Genomic DNA, 15,588 nt, shown 5'->3' on the forward strand with positions numbered 1-15,588 from the left:
CGGAACAGGACAGGAGTCGATGTGCGCTTACTACTGATCGAGGATGACCAGCCCCTGGGCGAAGGTATCCACCAGGCCTTGACCCGCGAAGGCTACACCGTGGACTGGCTCAGGGACGGCAACAGCGCGCTGCATGCGCTGCTCAGCGAAACCTTCGACCTGGCCCTGCTCGATCTGGGCCTGCCGCGCCTGGACGGCCTGCAAGTGCTCAAGCGCCTGCGCGACAGCGGCTCGACCCTGCCGGTGCTGATTCTCACCGCCCGGGATGCCACCGAGGATCGCATCGCCGGCCTCGACGCCGGCGCCGACGACTACTTGATCAAGCCCTTCGACCTGGACGAACTCAAGGCCCGGCTGCGGGCCCTGCTGCGACGCAGCGCCGGCCGCGCCCGGGTGCTGATCGAGCATGCCGGCATCAGCCTCGATCCGGGCACCCAGCAGGTGCATTACCACGGCGAGCCGGTGGCCCTGACGCCCAAGGAATACCAGCTGCTCTACGAACTGCTCTCGCCGCCGGGCCGGGTGATGACCCGCGACCGCCTGCTGCAACTGCTCTACGGCTGGAATGAAGAGGCCGAGAGCAACACCCTGGAAGTGCACATCCACCACTTGCGCAAGAAGTTTTCCGCCGACCTGATCCGCACCATTCGCGGGGTGGGTTACCTGGTGGAGGAGCGTCGATGAATTCGATCCGCCAGCGCACCCTGACCCTGATCATCGGTCTGCTGTTCGCCGGCCTGCTGATTCTGACCAGCTTCAACCTGCACGACAGCAACCATGAGATCGACGAAGTCTACGACGCCCAGCTGGCGCAACATGCCCGGCTGCTTTTGGGCATCATGCGCATGCCCAGCAGCAGCATCGATCAGGCCCAGCTGTATCACGCCTTCAACCTGGCCCTGAGCCAGGCCATGCCCCAGGTCGACGGTCACCCTTACGAAAGCAAGATCGCCTTCCAGGTATGGAACCGCAAAGGCAACCTGCTGGTGCGCACCACCAGCGCCCCGGTCCTGGCGCTACAGCCGCTGGCGCCAGGGTTCGGCAATGAACAGGACGGCAACGACCATCAGTGGCGCACCTTCACCCTGGACGATCCGGACTCGGGCCTGCGGATCTGGGTCGGCGAGCGGGTCGATGTGCGCAGCGACCTGGTCAGCCGCATCATGCGCCACACCCTGTGGCCCAACGTCCTGGGCAGCCTGTTGCTGGCCGTGATCATCTGGCTGGCCATCGGCTGGGGCCTGCGCCCCCTGGCCAATATGGCCGCGACCCTGCGGGCGCGCCCCAGCGGTTCCCTGGAACCCTTGCACCTGGAACCCCTGCCCAGGGAGCTGGAACCCATGCAGGCCGCCCTCAACCGCATGCTGACGCAGATTCAGGAGCTGCTGGGGCGCGAGCGACGCTTCATTGCCGACGCCGCCCATGAGCTGCGCACGCCCCTGGCGGTGTTGCGGGTGCACGCGCAGAACCTGCTGCAAGCCGGCACCGAGCAGGAGCGCCGGGCCTCCCTGGAATCGCTGATCCTCGGCGTCGACCGCGCCGGGCGCCTGGTCAACCAGCTGCTGACCATGGCCCGCCTGGAACCCAAGGCGCAGGTGCCCAGCGAACAGCTCATCGACCTGGCCCACACCGTGCGCGACAGCCTGGTGCAGTTGACGCCATGGTTGCTGAACCAGGGCCTGGAACTGTCGTTCGACGTGGACGAACGCGCTTACCCGATCCGCGCGGAAGCGGCCTCCATCGATATCGCCCTGAACAACCTGATCAGCAACGCGGTGAACTTTTCGCCGGCCAATGGCGTGATCAACGTGCGCCTGGCCCAGGTCGGCGAGCACTTCGAACTCAGCGTCGAGGACCAGGGCCCGGGCATCGACGAAAGCCAGCGCGAGCGCTTGTTCGAGCGTTTCTACAGTCGCGGCAACGTCAACGGCGCCGGCCTTGGGCTGACCATCGTCAGCGTCATCGCCCGCCACCTGGGCGGCCGGATCAGCCTCGACAACCTGCCCCAAGGCGGCCTGCGCGCGACCTTGTCGATTCCCTGCCATCAACCGCTGCGGCTGGGCAGTGCCTGGACGGCGCGCCGCGAGCCATAGCCCATGGGCGGGCGCCAGGACTGAACGCTCAGTCCGGCGTGGCCTTCGCGGACAGCGCGATCAAGTGCTCGCTGCAGCCGAAGCCGCCTACCGCATCGTCGTACCAGGACACTTCCACCACCGCAATGCAGCCGTCATAGGACTGCCCCACCAGCGTGCCGTCGGCCTTGAACACTCGCAGGTAGCCGCCAACGCTGTAGCGCGAGCTGTCGCCATCACCGGGCATGGTCATGGTGGGAATCCAGGTGCGCCAGCTGAACAGGCGGTATTTCTGATAGTAGAAGGCCTGATCGGGACTGTAGTTGCGGCCCTGATATGGCGTGCCGTAGTAGAACCAGCCGTAGGCCTGGTACGCCAGGAACACCGCCAGTGCGGTGCCCAGAATGAGTTTGATTTTTTGCATCGAGAGGGTCGTTCCTTTTACCCGTGGGGTCTTCAAGAGGGGGCCGGTCCAGCAGGCGCAGGCAGGCCTGGACAATCGCCTTGAGCAGCGTCGGGCATGGTCCTCAACGGCGGCGCTCAAAGCGCCGGCATTCTAGAGCAATAGCGGCGCAAAAGAGAGCTGGGATTCCTGCGCTGCAAGGGCTGCCTGGCGCATGGGATCGACGGCAGGCCGGCTCGTTGACAAGCGCCGTGGCAACGCCGACCATCTGCCGCCGTCAGCACTGGCGGATGCCTGGATCGAGGAGTGGCAAGGGTGAAAAGGATGAGCGTATTGCTGTTATCACTGGCCGCTGCCTGCAGCGCGGCCCAGGCCACCAGTGAAGTCGACGCTGCCCGCCAATCCCTGAAGAACTACGGCCTGGCCAACTGCCTGGCCGCGCGCTTCGAGGAACCCTCGGCCATGCGTCAGGACGTCGGCCACGCCGTCGGCATGTACGGCGTGCTGGGGATAGGCCTGTACAACGTGCTGCAGAACGAAGACACCCTGGAAACCCTGCACAACCCCTACACCGCCACCACCGACTACGTGGCACAAGCCTATGAGCAGGCCTCGGGGAGCAGCAAATACAGCCGCGACAAGGTGGTGCTGCATGCTTGCCTTGAGGTCTACAACTCCCGGGCCTTCGATGAGTTCATCCAGACCCAGGACCGCTACATCCGGCCTGACGGCTAAGGCAGCGAGCGAGCCTGGTGCATGTCGCAAAGACGTTGTTCGAGGTCGAATCCAGCCTGTCGCCCCGGCGCCAGCTGTCCATACTCAAGGGCCCATTCCCCGGTAATGGAAGACCCCCGTGAACCTGCCATCGGTCCTGTCTGAGAACACCCCGCTCCTGGTCAACCCGCTGCGTCTGGAGCAGGACGACTTGCGGCACTTTCAAGAGCGCGGCTTCATCAAGTTGCGCCAACTGCTGACCCCGACAGCCATCGAGCACCTGGTTGAACTGGCCGACAGCCAACTGCGCCCCTGCCGCACCAGCGCCCCCGCCCATGGCGACGGTTTCAGTCGCCTGACCCACCAGCTGGGGCAGATCGGCATCCTCGAACGCCTCTACCGGCAACCGGCCTTCGCCCAGGTGCTGACCCGCCTCACGGGCTGCCGGCTGATCGTCAGCGAAGCCCAGAGCTTCGAGCTGCAGACCGGTCGCTCGGGCTTTGCCTGGCACTACGACTCGCTGAACTTTCGCTACATCCGCCCCCAGGACCCGGCCTTCAGCCTGTGGCTGCCGTTGCAGCCGATCCGCCCCGAGCAGCAGGGTGGCGGCATGGCCTGGGTGCCGCTGTCGCGGTGCTCGGCCCAGGCGAACTTCCAGTTCTCGCGCCTGCTGGCCGAAAAGCTGGCCCGGGGCGAGGCGATCGAGGATTTTTCCGCACACCTGCGCCAGACCTACTGCACCCCAGGACTGCTCACCGACAGTTTCGAACAGCAGCGCATCGAAGACAGCTTCGATCCCGGCGACGCCCTGCTGTTCAGCAAATACCTCTGGCACCGCTCCAGCCCCCTGCTGCCCGGCGACCTGCAACGGCGCCAGGCGGTGAGCCTGCGCCTGCTGGACTGGCGCGCGCGCCTCGACCCGCTGCTGCAGGAAGGCGAAACCCGCAGCGCCGGCGGCCTTGGCATGGGTCGTGAAGGCGGTCCGCTGAACCCGGTGTCCTATGGCTCGCGTTTCGTCGATATCCAGCCCGGGGCGCCGATCCGCAGCTCGGCCCATTGCGGGCCGATTCTCTGAGCCAGGCTAGGACTGGGGCCCCAGCAACACCTGCTGTTGGGCCGCGCACAACTCCATCAGGTAGTCCCAGACCACCCGCAGCCGCACCGACTTGTGCAGCTCGCGGCGAGTGCTGATCCAGTAGGCGCGCTGGATGCTCTCGGCCGGCAACAGCGGCACCAGCTGCGGGTCGGCGGCGGCCATGTAGCACGGCAGCACGGCGATCCCCAGGCCGGAACGGGCCGCCTCTTGCTGGGCGATGACGCTGGTGCTGTGGAACACCACTTGCGGATTGCGGCAGAACTGGTTGAGGAACATCAGCTCCTGGCTGAACAGCAGGTCGTCGACGTAGCCGATCCAGGCGTGGCGCCCCAGGTCTTCGCGGCGGCGCAGCGGCGGCGCGCGGTCCAGGTAGCTCGGGCTGGCGTACAGCGCCAGGCGGTAGTCGGTGAGCTTGCGGGTCACCAGCATGTCGGCGCTGGGGCGTTCCAGGTGAATGCTGATCTCCGCCTCGCGGTTGAGAATGCTGACAAAGCGCGGCACCGCCACCAGTTCCACCTCCAGCCCCGGATAGCGCTCGAACAGCGCGGACATGCGCCCGGCGAGAAACTTCACCCCCAGGCCTTCGGTGACCCCCACGCGGATCTTGCCCAGGGGCGCGCTGGACTGGGTGATTTCTTCCTGCACCAGCAAGGCGACGTTTTCCATGGCCTCGGCGTGCTTGAGCAGCGCCTCGCCGGCCGGGGTCAGTTCATAGCCCTGGGCGTGCTGGACGAACAGCGCGGTGCCCAGGGCCTTCTCCACCGCCTCGATATGCCGGGCCACCGTGGCGTGGGTGGTGTTCAGCCGCCGCGCCGCGGTGAGCAGGCGCCCGCTGCGTTGCAGTTCGAGAAAGTAGCGCAGGTCGTTCCAGTCGAACATGGAAAATCCTTATCGATGTCGAGGTTGGCGGCTGTTAGAAAACGCACAGCGGGTGGGCAAAAACTAACATTCTTTTGACGAAAGCTAACAACTAGGATGAGGCAACAAGAATCAGAACAAGAAGAGGTCATGGATGCTTCCCGCCTTTGACGCCTACGACTACATCGTGGTCGGCGCCGGTCCCGCCGGCTGTCTGCTGGCCAATCGCCTGTCGGCCAATCCCCAGCACCGGGTGCTGCTGCTGGAAGCCGGCGGCCGCGACAACTATCCCTGGATCCACATTCCCGTGGGCTACCTGTTCTGCATCGGCAACCCGCGTACCGACTGGTGTTTCAAGACCGAAGCCGAACCGGGCCTGCAGGGCCGCAGCTTGAGCTACCCGCGGGGCAAGGTGCTGGGCGGCTGCTCATCGATCAACGGCATGATCTACATGCGCGGCCAGGCCGCCGACTACGACGGCTGGGCCGCCGCAGGCAACCCGGGCTGGAGCTGGCAGGATGTGCTGCCGCTGTTCAAGAAAAGCGAAAACCACTTTGCCGGGGGCAGCGAGTTGCACGGCGCCGCCGGCGAATGGCGGGTCGAGCGCCAGCGCCTGTCGTGGCCGATCCTCGATGCCTTCCGCACTGCTGCGCAGCAGAGCGGCATCGGCAACATCGACGACTTCAACGGCGGCGACAACGAAGGCTGCGGCTACTTCCAGGTCAACCAGAAAGCCGGGGTGCGCTGGAACGCCGCCAAGGCCTTTCTCAAGCCGATCGCCCAGCGCCCCAACCTGGTGGTGCTGACCGGGGTCGAGGTGCAGCGGCTGATCCTCGAGGACGGCCGCGCCACGGCGGTACACGCCAGCTGCCAGGGGCGCCTGGAGCAGTTCAAGGCACGCCGCGAGATCATTCTCTGCGCCGGCGCCATCGGCTCGCCGAGCATCCTGCAGCGCTCGGGCATCGGCCCGGCGCCGCTCCTGCAACGCTTGGGGGTAGGCGTCAGCCATGCCCTGCCCGGGGTCGGCGAAAACCTTCAGGACCACCTGCAACTGCGCTTGATCTACCAGCTGGAAAACGCCCGCACCCTGAACCAGATCGCCGGCAGCCTGTGGGGCAAGATGGGCATGGGCCTGCGCTACCTGTATGACCGCAGCGGCCCGCTGTCCATGGCCCCGAGCCAGCTGGGCGCCTTTGCCCGCTCGGGCCCGGAACAGACCCGGGCCAACCTCGAATACCACGTGCAGCCGCTGTCCCTGGAGCGCTTCGGCGAGCCCTTGCACAGCTTCCCGGCCTTTACCGCCTCGGTCTGCGACCTGCGTCCGCAGAGCCGGGGCCGGGTCGAGATCCGCTCGGTGGACGCTGGCGCTGCGCCGTTGATCCAGCCCAATTACCTGAGCCACCCGGAGGACCTGCGGATCGCCGCCGACGCCATCCGCCTGACCCGGCGCATCGTCGGCGCCCCGGCCCTGCAGCCGTTCAAGCCCAGCGAATACCTGCCGGGGCCGCAACTGCAAACCGAAGAGCAACTGCATGAAGCGGCGGCGCGGATCGGCACCACCATCTTCCACCCGGTGGGCACCTGCCGCATGGGCAGCGACGCCCACGCCGTGGTGGACGCGCAACTGCGGGTGCACGGCATTCCCGGGCTGCGCATTGCCGATGCATCGATCATGCCGCGCATCACCTCGGGCAATACCTGCTCGCCGACCCTGATGATCGCCGAGAAGGCTGCCGAACTGATCCTCGCCAGCGTCCCCAGGAGTACCGTCCAGCACAAGCAACCCGCCATCCCGGCATGACCGTAGGAACAGATGCACCTGAGTAGGAGCTGGCTTGCCGGCGAAGGCGCCTCCAAGGCCGGCACCTGGTTCAAGGGCCTCTTCGCTGGCAAGCCAGCTCCTACGCAATAGCGGTAACAGTTGCACCCGAGGTAGGGGCCGCTTCGCTGGCAAGCCAGCTCCTACGGTCGGCAGGGAAACGAAGGCTTAACGCGCGCGCGGTAAGCCCGCAACAACGGCGCCGGTCACGGCGTCGGCAGTGGAACAACAACAATAATCACTGTAAGGAAGCCCCCCATGTCAGAACACGTACAGCCCCTGACCCCCACCCTGCAGGACACCACCGCCCAAGGCGGGCAGAAGGTCATCTTCGCCTCGTCCCTCGGCACGGTGTTCGAGTGGTACGACTTCTTTCTCTATGGCGCCCTGGCGGCGGTGATCAGCAAGCAGTTCTTCGCCGGGGTCAATGACACCACGGCGTTCATCTTCGCCTTGATGGCCTTCGCCGCCGGCTTCGTCGTGCGACCGTTCGGTGCCCTGGTGTTCGGGCGCCTGGGGGACATGATCGGGCGCAAGTACACCTTCCTCGCCACCATCGTCCTCATGGGCATGGCGACCTTCGCCGTGGGCCTGCTGCCCAACTACGCCAGCATCGGCATCGCCGCGCCGATCATCCTGGTGGCCCTGCGCATGCTCCAGGGCCTGGCCCTGGGCGGTGAGTACGGCGGCGCCGCGACCTATGTCGCCGAACACGCGCCCCAGGGCAAGCGCGGCTTGCACACCAGCTGGATCCAGTCCACCGCGACCCTGGGCCTGCTGCTGTCGCTGCTGGTGGTGCTGGCCTGCCGTTACTTCACTGGCGATCAGTTCGAGGTCTGGGGCTGGCGCTTGCCGTTCCTGCTGTCCATCGTCCTGCTGGGCATCTCCACCTGGATCCGCATGAGCCTGCACGAGTCCCCGGCCTTCCTGAAAATGAAGGAGGAAGGCCGCGCCAGCAAGGCACCGATCCGCGAGTCCTTCGGCAAATGGGAGAACCTCAAGGTGGTGCTGATCGCCCTGTTCAGCATCAACGCCGGGCAGGCGGTGACCTTCTATGCCGCGCAGTTCTACGTTTTGTTCTTCCTGACCCAGTTCCTCAAGATGGACCCGGCCCTGGCCAACAGCCTGCTGATCATCAGCGTGGTGATCGGCGCACCAATGTTCATCTTCTTCGGCTGGCTCTCGGACAAGGTCGGCCGCAAGCCGGTGCTGATGCTCGGCCTGTTGCTGGCCACGCTGCTGTACTTCCCGATCTTCAAGGCCTTGGCCCACTACGCCAACCCGGCCATCGACCAGGCCAGCCGCCAGGCGCCGATCAGCGTCAGCGCCGACCCGGCCACCTGCACCTTCCAGTTCGACCCGGTGGGCAAGGCGCGCTTCGACAGCCCCTGCGACAAGGTCAAGACCTTCCTGGTGAAACAGGGCCTGCCCTACAGCAGCGTCGCTGCCCCGGCCGGCAGCCCGGTGCAGGTCAGCGTCGGCGAAGTGAAGATCGACGGCTTCGACGAAGCGGCCCTGCGCGGCGCGGTGACCCTGGCCGGGTATCCGCAGCAGGCCGATACCCAGAACGTCAACAAGCCCATGGTGGTGGTGCTGATCGTGGCGCTGATCCTGATTGCCGCCATGTGCTACGGGCCGCTGGCGGCGCTGATGGTGGAACTGTTTCCGACGCGGATCCGCTACACCTCGATGTCCCTGCCCTACCACATCGGCAACGGCTGGTTCGGTGGTTTCCTGCCGACCGTGTCCTTTGCCCTGGTGGTCTACACCGGCGATATCTTCTATGGCCTGTGGTACCCGGTGCTGATTACCGGGGTCAGCCTGGTGGTGGGGTTGTTGTGCCTGCGGGAAACCCGCGATGTGGACATCAACCATGGCTGATGGCCAAGCCAACTCCGCCGCCGGCCTGGCTTTCGGGCTGATGCTGAGGAACTGATGGTCGGTGCACGGCCAGGCGGCCCGGAACAGCACCCCGGAGCACAGGAATGCGGGCTTCGACGGGCCGCCGCAATCCTGCCGGGTGTCGCTGTCCAGCGGGTTGAGGCGGGCCAGCATGTCGCTGCCCCGGTCGGCCCGCGCCCTGGGCAACAGGCACAGGTGTAGAGCGGCTTGAATAAAGCCCCGGGTTGCGCCACTGTCTCGGCACTTTTCCCGGCGGAGTCCGAACATGCTGTTGATCTTTCCCACGGTGCTGGCCCTGGCCTTGATCCTGATGTTGTGGCGCCGTCAGAACGCCCTCCGGGCCTTGCGCCGGGAAGCCCATATCCGCAATTTCACCCTGCCGCCCAGGCTGTTCGAACCGCTGCGCACCCAGCATCCGCACCTGAGCCTCAAGGACTGCCAACTGGTGGCCCAGGGCTTGCGCCAGTTCTTCCTGGCCTACCTCAAGGGCGGCCAGCACTACGTGTCGATGCCATCCCAGGTGGTGGACGACCTGTGGCACGAGTTCATCCTGCATACCCGGGATTATCAGCAGTTCTGCGACAAGGCCTTCGGCCAGTTCCTCCATCACACTCCCGCCGCGGTGCTCGGCCAGGACGCCGCGCGCAAAAGCGACAACGGCCTGCGTCGGGTCTGGCGTCTGGCCTGCCTGGAAGAAAACATCAACCCTGCCCAGCCCAGCCGCCTGCCGCTGCTGTTCGCCCTGGATGCCAAGCTGAAAATCGCTCGGGGCTTTCACTACGTCGCTGACTGCCAGTCCCTGCGGCGTCTGACGGACAACGCCACCACGGCTGCCGTGGTGCACTGCGGCAGCGAGCTGTACAGCAGTTCCTTCGACAGCGACTCCTCCAGCAGTGGCAGCGACAGTGACGGCTCGCGTTTCGGCGGCGACGGGGACAGTGGCGGCAGCGATGGCGGCGGGGGCGACAGCAGCGGTTGCGGGGGCGGCGGTTGTGGCGGCGGGGGCGGCGACTGATCACCCGTGGGCCAGCGCCACCGACAGCCAGGTGGCCGAGGCAATGTCCTGGCGCTGTGATTTGCCTGGCGCGGGCGCAGACCAGGAGGCTTGCCTGAGCGTTGAGCGAAACCGACACAGGCACACGGGCTGGGCGCGATGCCCAGCCCCCACATCAGAGCGCGCGGGCGTGAAAAAAACCGGGCGTTAGAACAAGCGGATCGCCAGTCCGAAAACGCTCGCCCCATACCATGACTTCTTCTTGCGACGGCAACAGCATGGGGCGTAATCGATACCCTTTGAGCAGGGCCTCGACGCCTTGAGCAAAATCATGCCCAACAAAAAGCATTATGGGCGCGACCAATCCGTTCGAGAACAAACGGCCTTGGCTATCCAGCCAGAGCTGTGCATGACCATGATGTACATCACCCAGGCAAACAAAGTGGGTGTGCAGCGCTTCTTGCCAGCCATGTACTTGTTCATCGGGGCACGCAGGACACCCAAACTCTATGTCACTAGAGGCACACTCCGCCCCCGCGCCGGTATGCCCTACGGTCAATTCGCCAAATGCTTGCAGGATGCGAAATGCCGGATGTGCGCGGGGTACGTGACTATCAACCACAACGGCCCTGCCAGGGGCCCACCCGGCATCTCTGAAAAACGGCTCTATGTTCGGAGTAAGGAGGTTCATGCGGCGAAGATAATCAAAGTGCAGGAAAACCGCAAAAGCCCTGTATACGGCCCCTGCCGGAAGGCTATCAGCTGCTCTGCGCGTCAAGTCGACATCCACGACTATCGACGGCCAGCCAATGCCTGCCTCGATCAAACCTGCCCAGGACCGGGGAAAACAAGGGGAAGAGTGATGTGGAAGCGGCGCATCGCGCGCCGCTCCACTGTTTCCGATCAATCAGGCGATGATGTCGGTGACAGCCGCCTGGCCCACGGTGCCCACGGCGAAGTCCACCGCGCCATGACCGGTCAGGTCGATCATCAGGCTGGTCTGGTTGGTTTCGACAAAGTAGGTGAGGATCGCATCGCCGGCGTGGCCAGTGAAGCCGCTGACGAAGTTCAGGGTGGCGCCGGTGGAGGCAAACAGGCCGCTGAGGTCGATCTTGTCCTCGCCACTGGCGAAATCCATGATCCAGTCCGGGGCGTCGAAGGTCGAATCTGAAGCTGCGCCGAACACGAAGGTGTCGGCCCCTGCCCCGCCCCGCAGCGTATCGCCACCGCCACCGCCGTAGAGGATGTCGTTGCCGGCACCGCCTTCGAGGATGTTCGCCGCAGCGTTGCCGATCAGCAGGTCATGGCCCGAGCCGCCGATGGCGTTTTCCACGGTCACGCCGTGGGCGATGGAGACGTTGCCCACCAGGCCGCCAACGTCGGAGAAGCCGCCCTGGTTGAGGTTGATCTTCTGGTTCTGGCTGAAGCCGGAGAAGTCCAGGGTGTCATTGCCGCCGCCGTCCCACACCGCGAACACCAGTTTGTCGGCATTGGAGTGGGCACTGTAGAAATCCCGCCCGGTGTTGGAGTTGAAGCCGTACACCGTGTCGTCGGCGCGGGTTTCAAGGTTGGCGCCATAGAGCTTCTGCACCGCGACGATATCGTCGAGCAACGGTGCCGAAGCATAGGCGCCGCTGCCATCCTTGCTGAAGTTCTGCCCGGTGTTGCCCTCGCTCCAGTAGCTCATCAGGCTGTAGCCGCGGGTGTCCTGGGCGTAGGTGACATCGTTGTAGGTGGGGTTGCCGTTGCCGGCGTTGTACACACCCGGGTGGGACAGGCCCAGGGTGTGGCCGATCTCGTGGGTCAGGGTCTGACGACCGTAGTTGCCGTTGCCCGGGGTTTCGTTGACCCGATACTGGTCGTTGATCAGGTACCAGGACTGGCCATCGTAGCTGCCGCCGGACGGCAGGTAGGCGAAGGCTGCGCCGCCGGTGCTGACGTTGTAGTTGCCGAAGGTCATGTGACCATCGCCACCCTTGGCGGCCTCGCTGAAGGTGACGTTGGCCACGTCCGACCAGGACTGCAGGGACAACAGCGCCTGGGCCTTCTGCAAGGCGCTGAACTCGCTGAAGCTGCCCAGGGCCGGGTTGTAGTTGGCCGGCTTTTCAGTGAGGAAACTGTAGGTCAGGTCGATCTTGCCGTCGCCATTCTGGTCATGCCAGGACAGGCCCTTGCGCAGGATCGAATCCGCCGCCTGGTCGGCGGTGAAGGATGGCTTGCCGTTCACCAGCGCGCTGCCACCGCGGTCATACAGGTGGCTGAAGGTCTGGACCTGCAGGTAGGCACTGCTGGCCGCTGCACCGGGAATGATCGCGTTTTCGTTGATTTGCGAGAGTGTCTTCGACATTGCTACGTCCTTGTTCAAGACAAAAATTTTCCGATAGAACAGCCACGACCCCGCCCGCGAGATCGTCCTATCACTCGCCCGTTGAGGCGCAGAAAAACTGACACAATCGTCAACTTCCAGTCCACGATTTTCTTTGTCTGACAATCGTCCGAAAGCGCTCTGGCTCGGGGTCGATTTTCCACTCGCGCGCCGCTCCGGCAGCGGATAGGCTAAGCAGCGATCGGAGGCAGAAAATGCTCACACCAAGCGCTGCCCCGCCGCTGTTCCATGAGGAGTCCGCTATGCGCAAAATCCTGCTGCTGGGCACTTTGATGATCTTCGCCGGCGCTGCCCACGCCGAAGGCATTCCGCTGTTCAACGTCTCCTGCCCGGGCAATCTGGCGGTCAGCGCCGACCAGGGCGGACCGATTTACATCAACGGCAAGGCGGTCAAGAACAGCGCCGTGGATGACCGGCATTTCCAGGTCAAGACCGCTGAAATCACACTGGCCATCAGCGTCGAAGACGACGATTCGGTGACCGTGAAGTACACCGACAAGCATGGCGCCAGTGGCCTGTGCGAAGCGGTGGACGATTGAGCCGCCCTTAGTCTTTTCTCCCTCAACCACAAGAGCCAAACATGCACATCAGCGCACTCCCCTTCGCCACCACCGACTGGTCGACCATCGAACCCACCGAGCATCGCGGCGAAACCGGCAGCGCGTTCTGGCGCACCCGGCAGTTCGGCGCGATCCGCGTGCGCATGGTCGAATACACCCCGGGCTACCTGGCCGACCACTGGTGCTCCAAGGGCCACATCCTGCTGTGCCTGGAAGGCGAACTGCACACCGAACTGGAGGACGGCCGGCGCTTCGTGCTGACCCCGGGCATGAGCTATCAGGTGGCGGACAACGCCGAGCCGCACCGCTCATCTACTGCGCGGGGGGCCAAGTTGTTCGTGGTGGATTGAGGCGCTTCAGAACAGGCCCATCTGGCCACCCACCAGGGTGCTGAAATCGTCCTGGACAAAGGGCAGGATGGCGTCCGCCACCGGTTGCAATTGCCGGGTCAGGTAGTGCTCGTAGTCGATGGCGGCGCGGCGGTTTTCCAGGGGCTCGGGACCGGCCAGGGTGATCACGTAGCTGATCCAGCCGCCGTTCTGGTACTGCAACGGCCGGCCCTGCTCGCGGTTGTAGTCATCGGCCAGGCGCGCGGCGCGGACATGGGGCGGCACGTTGCGCTCGTAGTCATCCAGCGGCCGGCGCAGGCGCTTGCGGTAAATCAGCAAATCATCCAGTTGCCCGGCCAGGGTGCGGTGCACGTAGTCGCGCACGTAGTCCTGATAGGGCTGGCGGTGGAAGATCCGCCGGTACAGCTCCTGCTGGAATTCCCGGGCCAGGGGCGACCAGTCGGTGCGCACGGTTTCCAGGCCCTTGTAGACCATCTCCTGGTGGCCATCGGCGCGCTGCACCAGCCCGGCGTAACGCTTCTTGCTGCCCTCCTCGGCGCCGCGGATGGTGGGCATCAGAAAGCGCTTGTAGTGGGTTTCGAACTGCAACTCCAGGGCGCTTTCCAGGCCGTACTCTTGCTGCAGGTGCTCGCGCCACCACTGGTTGACGTGGGCCACCAGGGCACGGCCGATCGACGCCGCCTGCTCCTCGTCATGCAGGCTGCCGAGCCAGACGAAGGTCGAGTCGGTATCGCCATAAATCACCTGATGCCCCTGGGCTTCGATCAACTGCCGGGTGCGGGCCATGATCTCGTGGCCGCGCAGGGTGATGGAGGACGCCAGGCGCGGGTCGAAGAAGCGACAACCGCTGGAACCCAGCACCCCGTAGAAGGCGTTCATGATGATCTTCAACGCCTGGGACAGCGGCGCATTGTGCTCGCGCTTGGCCACCTCGCGGCCCTCGGCGACCCGGGTCACGATCGAGGGCAGGCAATGCCGGGTGCGGGAAAAACGCGCGCCGCGAAAGCCCGCCACCGAATGCTGCTCGTCCGGTTGGCGCAGGCCTTCCACCAGGCCCACCGGGTCGATCAGGAAGCTGCGGATGATCGACGGGTACAGGCTCTTGTAGTCCAGCACCAGCACCGACTCGTAGAACCCGGGCCGCGAATCCATGACAAAGCCGCCGGGGCTGGCCTGGGGCGGCAGTTCGCCGAGGTTGGGCGCGACGAAGCCCTGGCGATGCATCAGCGGCATGTACAGGTGGGTGAAAGCGGCCACCGAACCGCCACTGCGGTCGGCGGGTAGCCCGGTGACGGTGGCCCGCTCCAGCAGGAAGGTCAGCAACTCGGTCTTGGCGAAGATCCGCGTCACCAGTTCGCAGTCCTTGAGGTTGTAGCGGGCCAGGGCCGGCTTGTCCTCGGCGAACATGCGGTTGATTTCGTCCATGCGCTGGTAGGGGTTGTCGATCGACTTGCCCTCCCCCAGCAGCGTCTGGGCGACGTTTTCCAGGCTGAAGGACGGGAAGCTCCAGGTCGCCGAACGCAACGCCTCGATGCCGTCGATGATCAAGCGGCCGGCGGCCGAGGCGAAATAGTGGGTACGGCTGCCGTGCTCGCGCCACTGCATTTCCTCGCCGCCACGTCCCAGGCGCAGCGGTACCGCCAGGCGCCGGGCATGCTCGTGGAGCACCCGCAGGTCGAACTGCACCAGGTTCCAGCCAATGATCGCGTCCGGGTCGTGCTCGGCCAGCCACTGGTTGAGTTTCTCCAGCAACTGCTCGCGGCTGGCGCAGAACTCCAGGTCGAAATCCACCGCGCTGTCGTCTTCCCGGGCCTTGCCGAGCATGTACACCTGGCGCTGGCCGCAGCCTTCCAGGGCGATGGAATAGAGCTCGCCGCGTTCGCTGGTCTCGATGTCCAGGGACACCAGCTTGAGGGTTGGGCGGTAGTCCGGCGCCGGCTTCATCTGCGCTTCCAGCAACAGGCCGTCGGGCCCTGGCAGGCCGCCGAAAGACACCGGCGCGGTGATGAAACGCTCCATCAGGTAGCGCTCGGGCGGCCGCACATCGGCCTCGAACACCTCGACGCCGGCGCGGCGCAGGGTCTTGTCCAGTCGCATCAGCTGATTGTGTTGCGGGCAGTACAGGCCCAGCACCGGGCGCTGATGGAAGTCCCGCAGTTGCAGGGGGCGCAGCTCGACATCCGGGTCGTCCGCCAGCAAGCGTTCGGCCTGAGGACGCTGCACCGCCGGGATAAAGGCTACGGAAGTCTGCAACGGCAAGCGGAGCCGCCGCGGCCCCTGATCGGTGGCCAGCCAGAATTCGACTTCCGTGCCTGCCGGCGTATCGCGCCAGTGCCGGGTCAGGACGAAGCCTTGTTGTACATCCACCACTGCAACCTCAGAGCCGTTTCAAGGCGCCGATTCTACCTGTCCCGGGTGGCGATAGGGTGTCTGG

The 15,588-nt window shown here is 65.1% G+C and carries 14 protein-coding genes and 1 pseudogene; 9 read left to right on the forward strand and 6 right to left on the reverse strand.

Features of this window, described 5'->3' with window-relative positions; translation table 11 throughout:
* Positions 1 to 21: 21 nt before the first annotated feature.
* Positions 22 to 684, forward strand: a complete 663-nt coding sequence (locus ACMGG8_RS22155; protein WP_060838808.1) for a response regulator — start codon at positions 22 to 24, stop codon at positions 682 to 684.
* Positions 681 to 2,093, forward strand: coding sequence for an ATP-binding protein (locus ACMGG8_RS22160; RefSeq protein ID WP_129405574.1), 1,413 nt, complete (start codon positions 681 to 683; stop codon positions 2,091 to 2,093). Before ACMGG8_RS22155 ends, ACMGG8_RS22160 begins: the two co-directional genes overlap by 4 nt.
* 28 nt (positions 2,094 to 2,121) lie before the next feature.
* Here ACMGG8_RS22160 and ACMGG8_RS22165 read toward each other — a convergent pair whose 3' ends face one another.
* Complete coding sequence (locus ACMGG8_RS22165) at positions 2,122 to 2,496, reverse strand: hypothetical protein (protein ID WP_414158416.1); 375 nt, start codon at positions 2,494 to 2,496, stop codon at positions 2,122 to 2,124.
* Positions 2,497 to 2,799: 303 nt separating this feature from the next.
* On the opposite strand from ACMGG8_RS22165, the gene ACMGG8_RS22170 reads away from it, so the two are divergent.
* Positions 2,800 to 3,210 (forward strand): hypothetical protein, encoded by a 411-nt coding sequence (locus ACMGG8_RS22170; protein WP_414158417.1) that lies wholly within the window; start codon positions 2,800 to 2,802, stop codon positions 3,208 to 3,210.
* Positions 3,211 to 3,328: 118 nt separating this feature from the next.
* Positions 3,329 to 4,264, forward strand: coding sequence for a phytanoyl-CoA dioxygenase family protein (locus ACMGG8_RS22175; RefSeq protein WP_414158418.1), 936 nt, complete (start codon positions 3,329 to 3,331; stop codon positions 4,262 to 4,264).
* A 6-nt stretch (positions 4,265 to 4,270) separates the two neighbouring features.
* Here ACMGG8_RS22175 and ACMGG8_RS22180 read toward each other — a convergent pair whose 3' ends face one another.
* Positions 4,271 to 5,164, reverse strand: coding sequence for a LysR family transcriptional regulator (locus ACMGG8_RS22180; RefSeq protein WP_414158419.1), 894 nt, complete (start codon positions 5,162 to 5,164; stop codon positions 4,271 to 4,273).
* Positions 5,165 to 5,297: 133 nt separating this feature from the next.
* Here ACMGG8_RS22180 and ACMGG8_RS22185 point away from each other — a divergent pair, with 133 nt between their 5' ends.
* Together ACMGG8_RS22185 and ACMGG8_RS22190 are read left to right on the forward strand one after the other, a co-directional pair.
* Positions 5,298 to 6,944: a GMC family oxidoreductase gene (locus ACMGG8_RS22185; RefSeq protein WP_414158420.1), complete on the forward strand. Its 1,647-nt coding sequence runs from the start codon at positions 5,298 to 5,300 to the stop codon at positions 6,942 to 6,944.
* 276 nt (positions 6,945 to 7,220) lie between these two features.
* Positions 7,221 to 8,843, forward strand: coding sequence for an MFS transporter (locus ACMGG8_RS22190; RefSeq protein WP_060843275.1), 1,623 nt, complete (start codon positions 7,221 to 7,223; stop codon positions 8,841 to 8,843).
* Between the two features lie 24 nt (positions 8,844 to 8,867).
* On the opposite strand, the pseudogene ACMGG8_RS22195 reads toward ACMGG8_RS22190, so the two are convergent.
* Positions 8,868 to 9,017: pseudogene (locus tag ACMGG8_RS22195) on the reverse strand (DUF2599 domain-containing protein); the annotation flags it as partial.
* Positions 9,018 to 9,129: 112 nt separating this feature from the next.
* Between ACMGG8_RS22195 and ACMGG8_RS22200 the strand changes: the two are divergent.
* On the forward strand, positions 9,130 to 9,879 hold the full coding sequence (locus ACMGG8_RS22200) for a glycine-rich domain-containing protein (RefSeq protein WP_060843274.1): 750 nt from the start codon (positions 9,130 to 9,132) through the stop codon (positions 9,877 to 9,879).
* A gap of 154 nt (positions 9,880 to 10,033) precedes the next feature.
* On the opposite strand, the gene ACMGG8_RS22205 is transcribed toward ACMGG8_RS22200, so the two are convergent.
* Positions 10,034 to 10,636 carry an SUKH-3 domain-containing protein gene (locus ACMGG8_RS22205; RefSeq protein WP_129405577.1) on the reverse strand — a complete coding sequence of 201 codons (603 nt, stop codon included), beginning with the start codon at positions 10,634 to 10,636 and terminating at the stop codon, positions 10,034 to 10,036.
* A 129-nt stretch (positions 10,637 to 10,765) separates the two neighbouring features.
* Positions 10,766 to 12,205, reverse strand: a complete 1,440-nt coding sequence (locus tag ACMGG8_RS22210; protein ID WP_414158421.1) for a serralysin family metalloprotease — start codon at positions 12,203 to 12,205, stop codon at positions 10,766 to 10,768.
* A 281-nt stretch (positions 12,206 to 12,486) separates the two neighbouring features.
* Here ACMGG8_RS22210 and ACMGG8_RS22215 point away from each other — a divergent pair, with 281 nt between their 5' ends.
* Entirely contained in the window at positions 12,487 to 12,783 is a 297-nt protein-coding gene (locus ACMGG8_RS22215) for a hypothetical protein (RefSeq protein WP_016968706.1), read from the forward strand.
* 41 nt (positions 12,784 to 12,824) lie between these two features.
* Positions 12,825 to 13,154 carry a DHCW motif cupin fold protein gene (locus ACMGG8_RS22220; protein ID WP_060838798.1) on the forward strand — a complete coding sequence of 110 codons (330 nt, stop codon included), beginning with the start codon at positions 12,825 to 12,827 and terminating at the stop codon, positions 13,152 to 13,154.
* A gap of 6 nt (positions 13,155 to 13,160) precedes the next feature.
* Here the strand turns inward: ACMGG8_RS22220 and ACMGG8_RS22225 are convergent, their stop codons facing one another.
* Positions 13,161 to 15,521 (reverse strand): DNA polymerase II, encoded by a 2,361-nt coding sequence (locus ACMGG8_RS22225; RefSeq protein WP_414158422.1) that lies wholly within the window; start codon positions 15,519 to 15,521, stop codon positions 13,161 to 13,163.
* Between the last annotated feature and the right edge of the window lie 67 nt (positions 15,522 to 15,588).

This window comes from Pseudomonas sp. BNK-45 (assembly GCF_047456255.1).
Lineage (GTDB): Bacteria > Pseudomonadota > Gammaproteobacteria > Pseudomonadales > Pseudomonadaceae > Aquipseudomonas.

Excerpts from the sequence above, each read along its gene's own strand:
- ACMGG8_RS22160 (WP_129405574.1), top strand. The coding sequence starts at position 681 with ATGAATTCGATCCGCCAGCGCACCCTGACCCTGATCATCGGTCTGCTG.
- ACMGG8_RS22165 (WP_414158416.1), bottom strand. The coding sequence starts at position 2,496 with ATGCAAAAAATCAAACTCATTCTGGGCACCGCACTGGCGGTGTTCCTG.
- ACMGG8_RS22170 (WP_414158417.1), top strand. The coding sequence starts at position 2,800 with ATGAGCGTATTGCTGTTATCACTGGCCGCTGCCTGCAGCGCGGCCCAG.
- ACMGG8_RS22180 (WP_414158419.1), bottom strand. The coding sequence starts at position 5,164 with ATGTTCGACTGGAACGACCTGCGCTACTTTCTCGAACTGCAACGCAGC.
- ACMGG8_RS22185 (WP_414158420.1), top strand. The coding sequence starts at position 5,298 with ATGCTTCCCGCCTTTGACGCCTACGACTACATCGTGGTCGGCGCCGGT.
- ACMGG8_RS22190 (WP_060843275.1), top strand. The coding sequence starts at position 7,221 with ATGTCAGAACACGTACAGCCCCTGACCCCCACCCTGCAGGACACCACC.
- ACMGG8_RS22200 (WP_060843274.1), top strand. The coding sequence starts at position 9,130 with ATGCTGTTGATCTTTCCCACGGTGCTGGCCCTGGCCTTGATCCTGATG.
- ACMGG8_RS22210 (WP_414158421.1), bottom strand. The coding sequence starts at position 12,205 with ATGTCGAAGACACTCTCGCAAATCAACGAAAACGCGATCATTCCCGGT.
- ACMGG8_RS22215 (WP_016968706.1), top strand. The coding sequence starts at position 12,487 with ATGCGCAAAATCCTGCTGCTGGGCACTTTGATGATCTTCGCCGGCGCT.
- ACMGG8_RS22220 (WP_060838798.1), top strand. The coding sequence starts at position 12,825 with ATGCACATCAGCGCACTCCCCTTCGCCACCACCGACTGGTCGACCATC.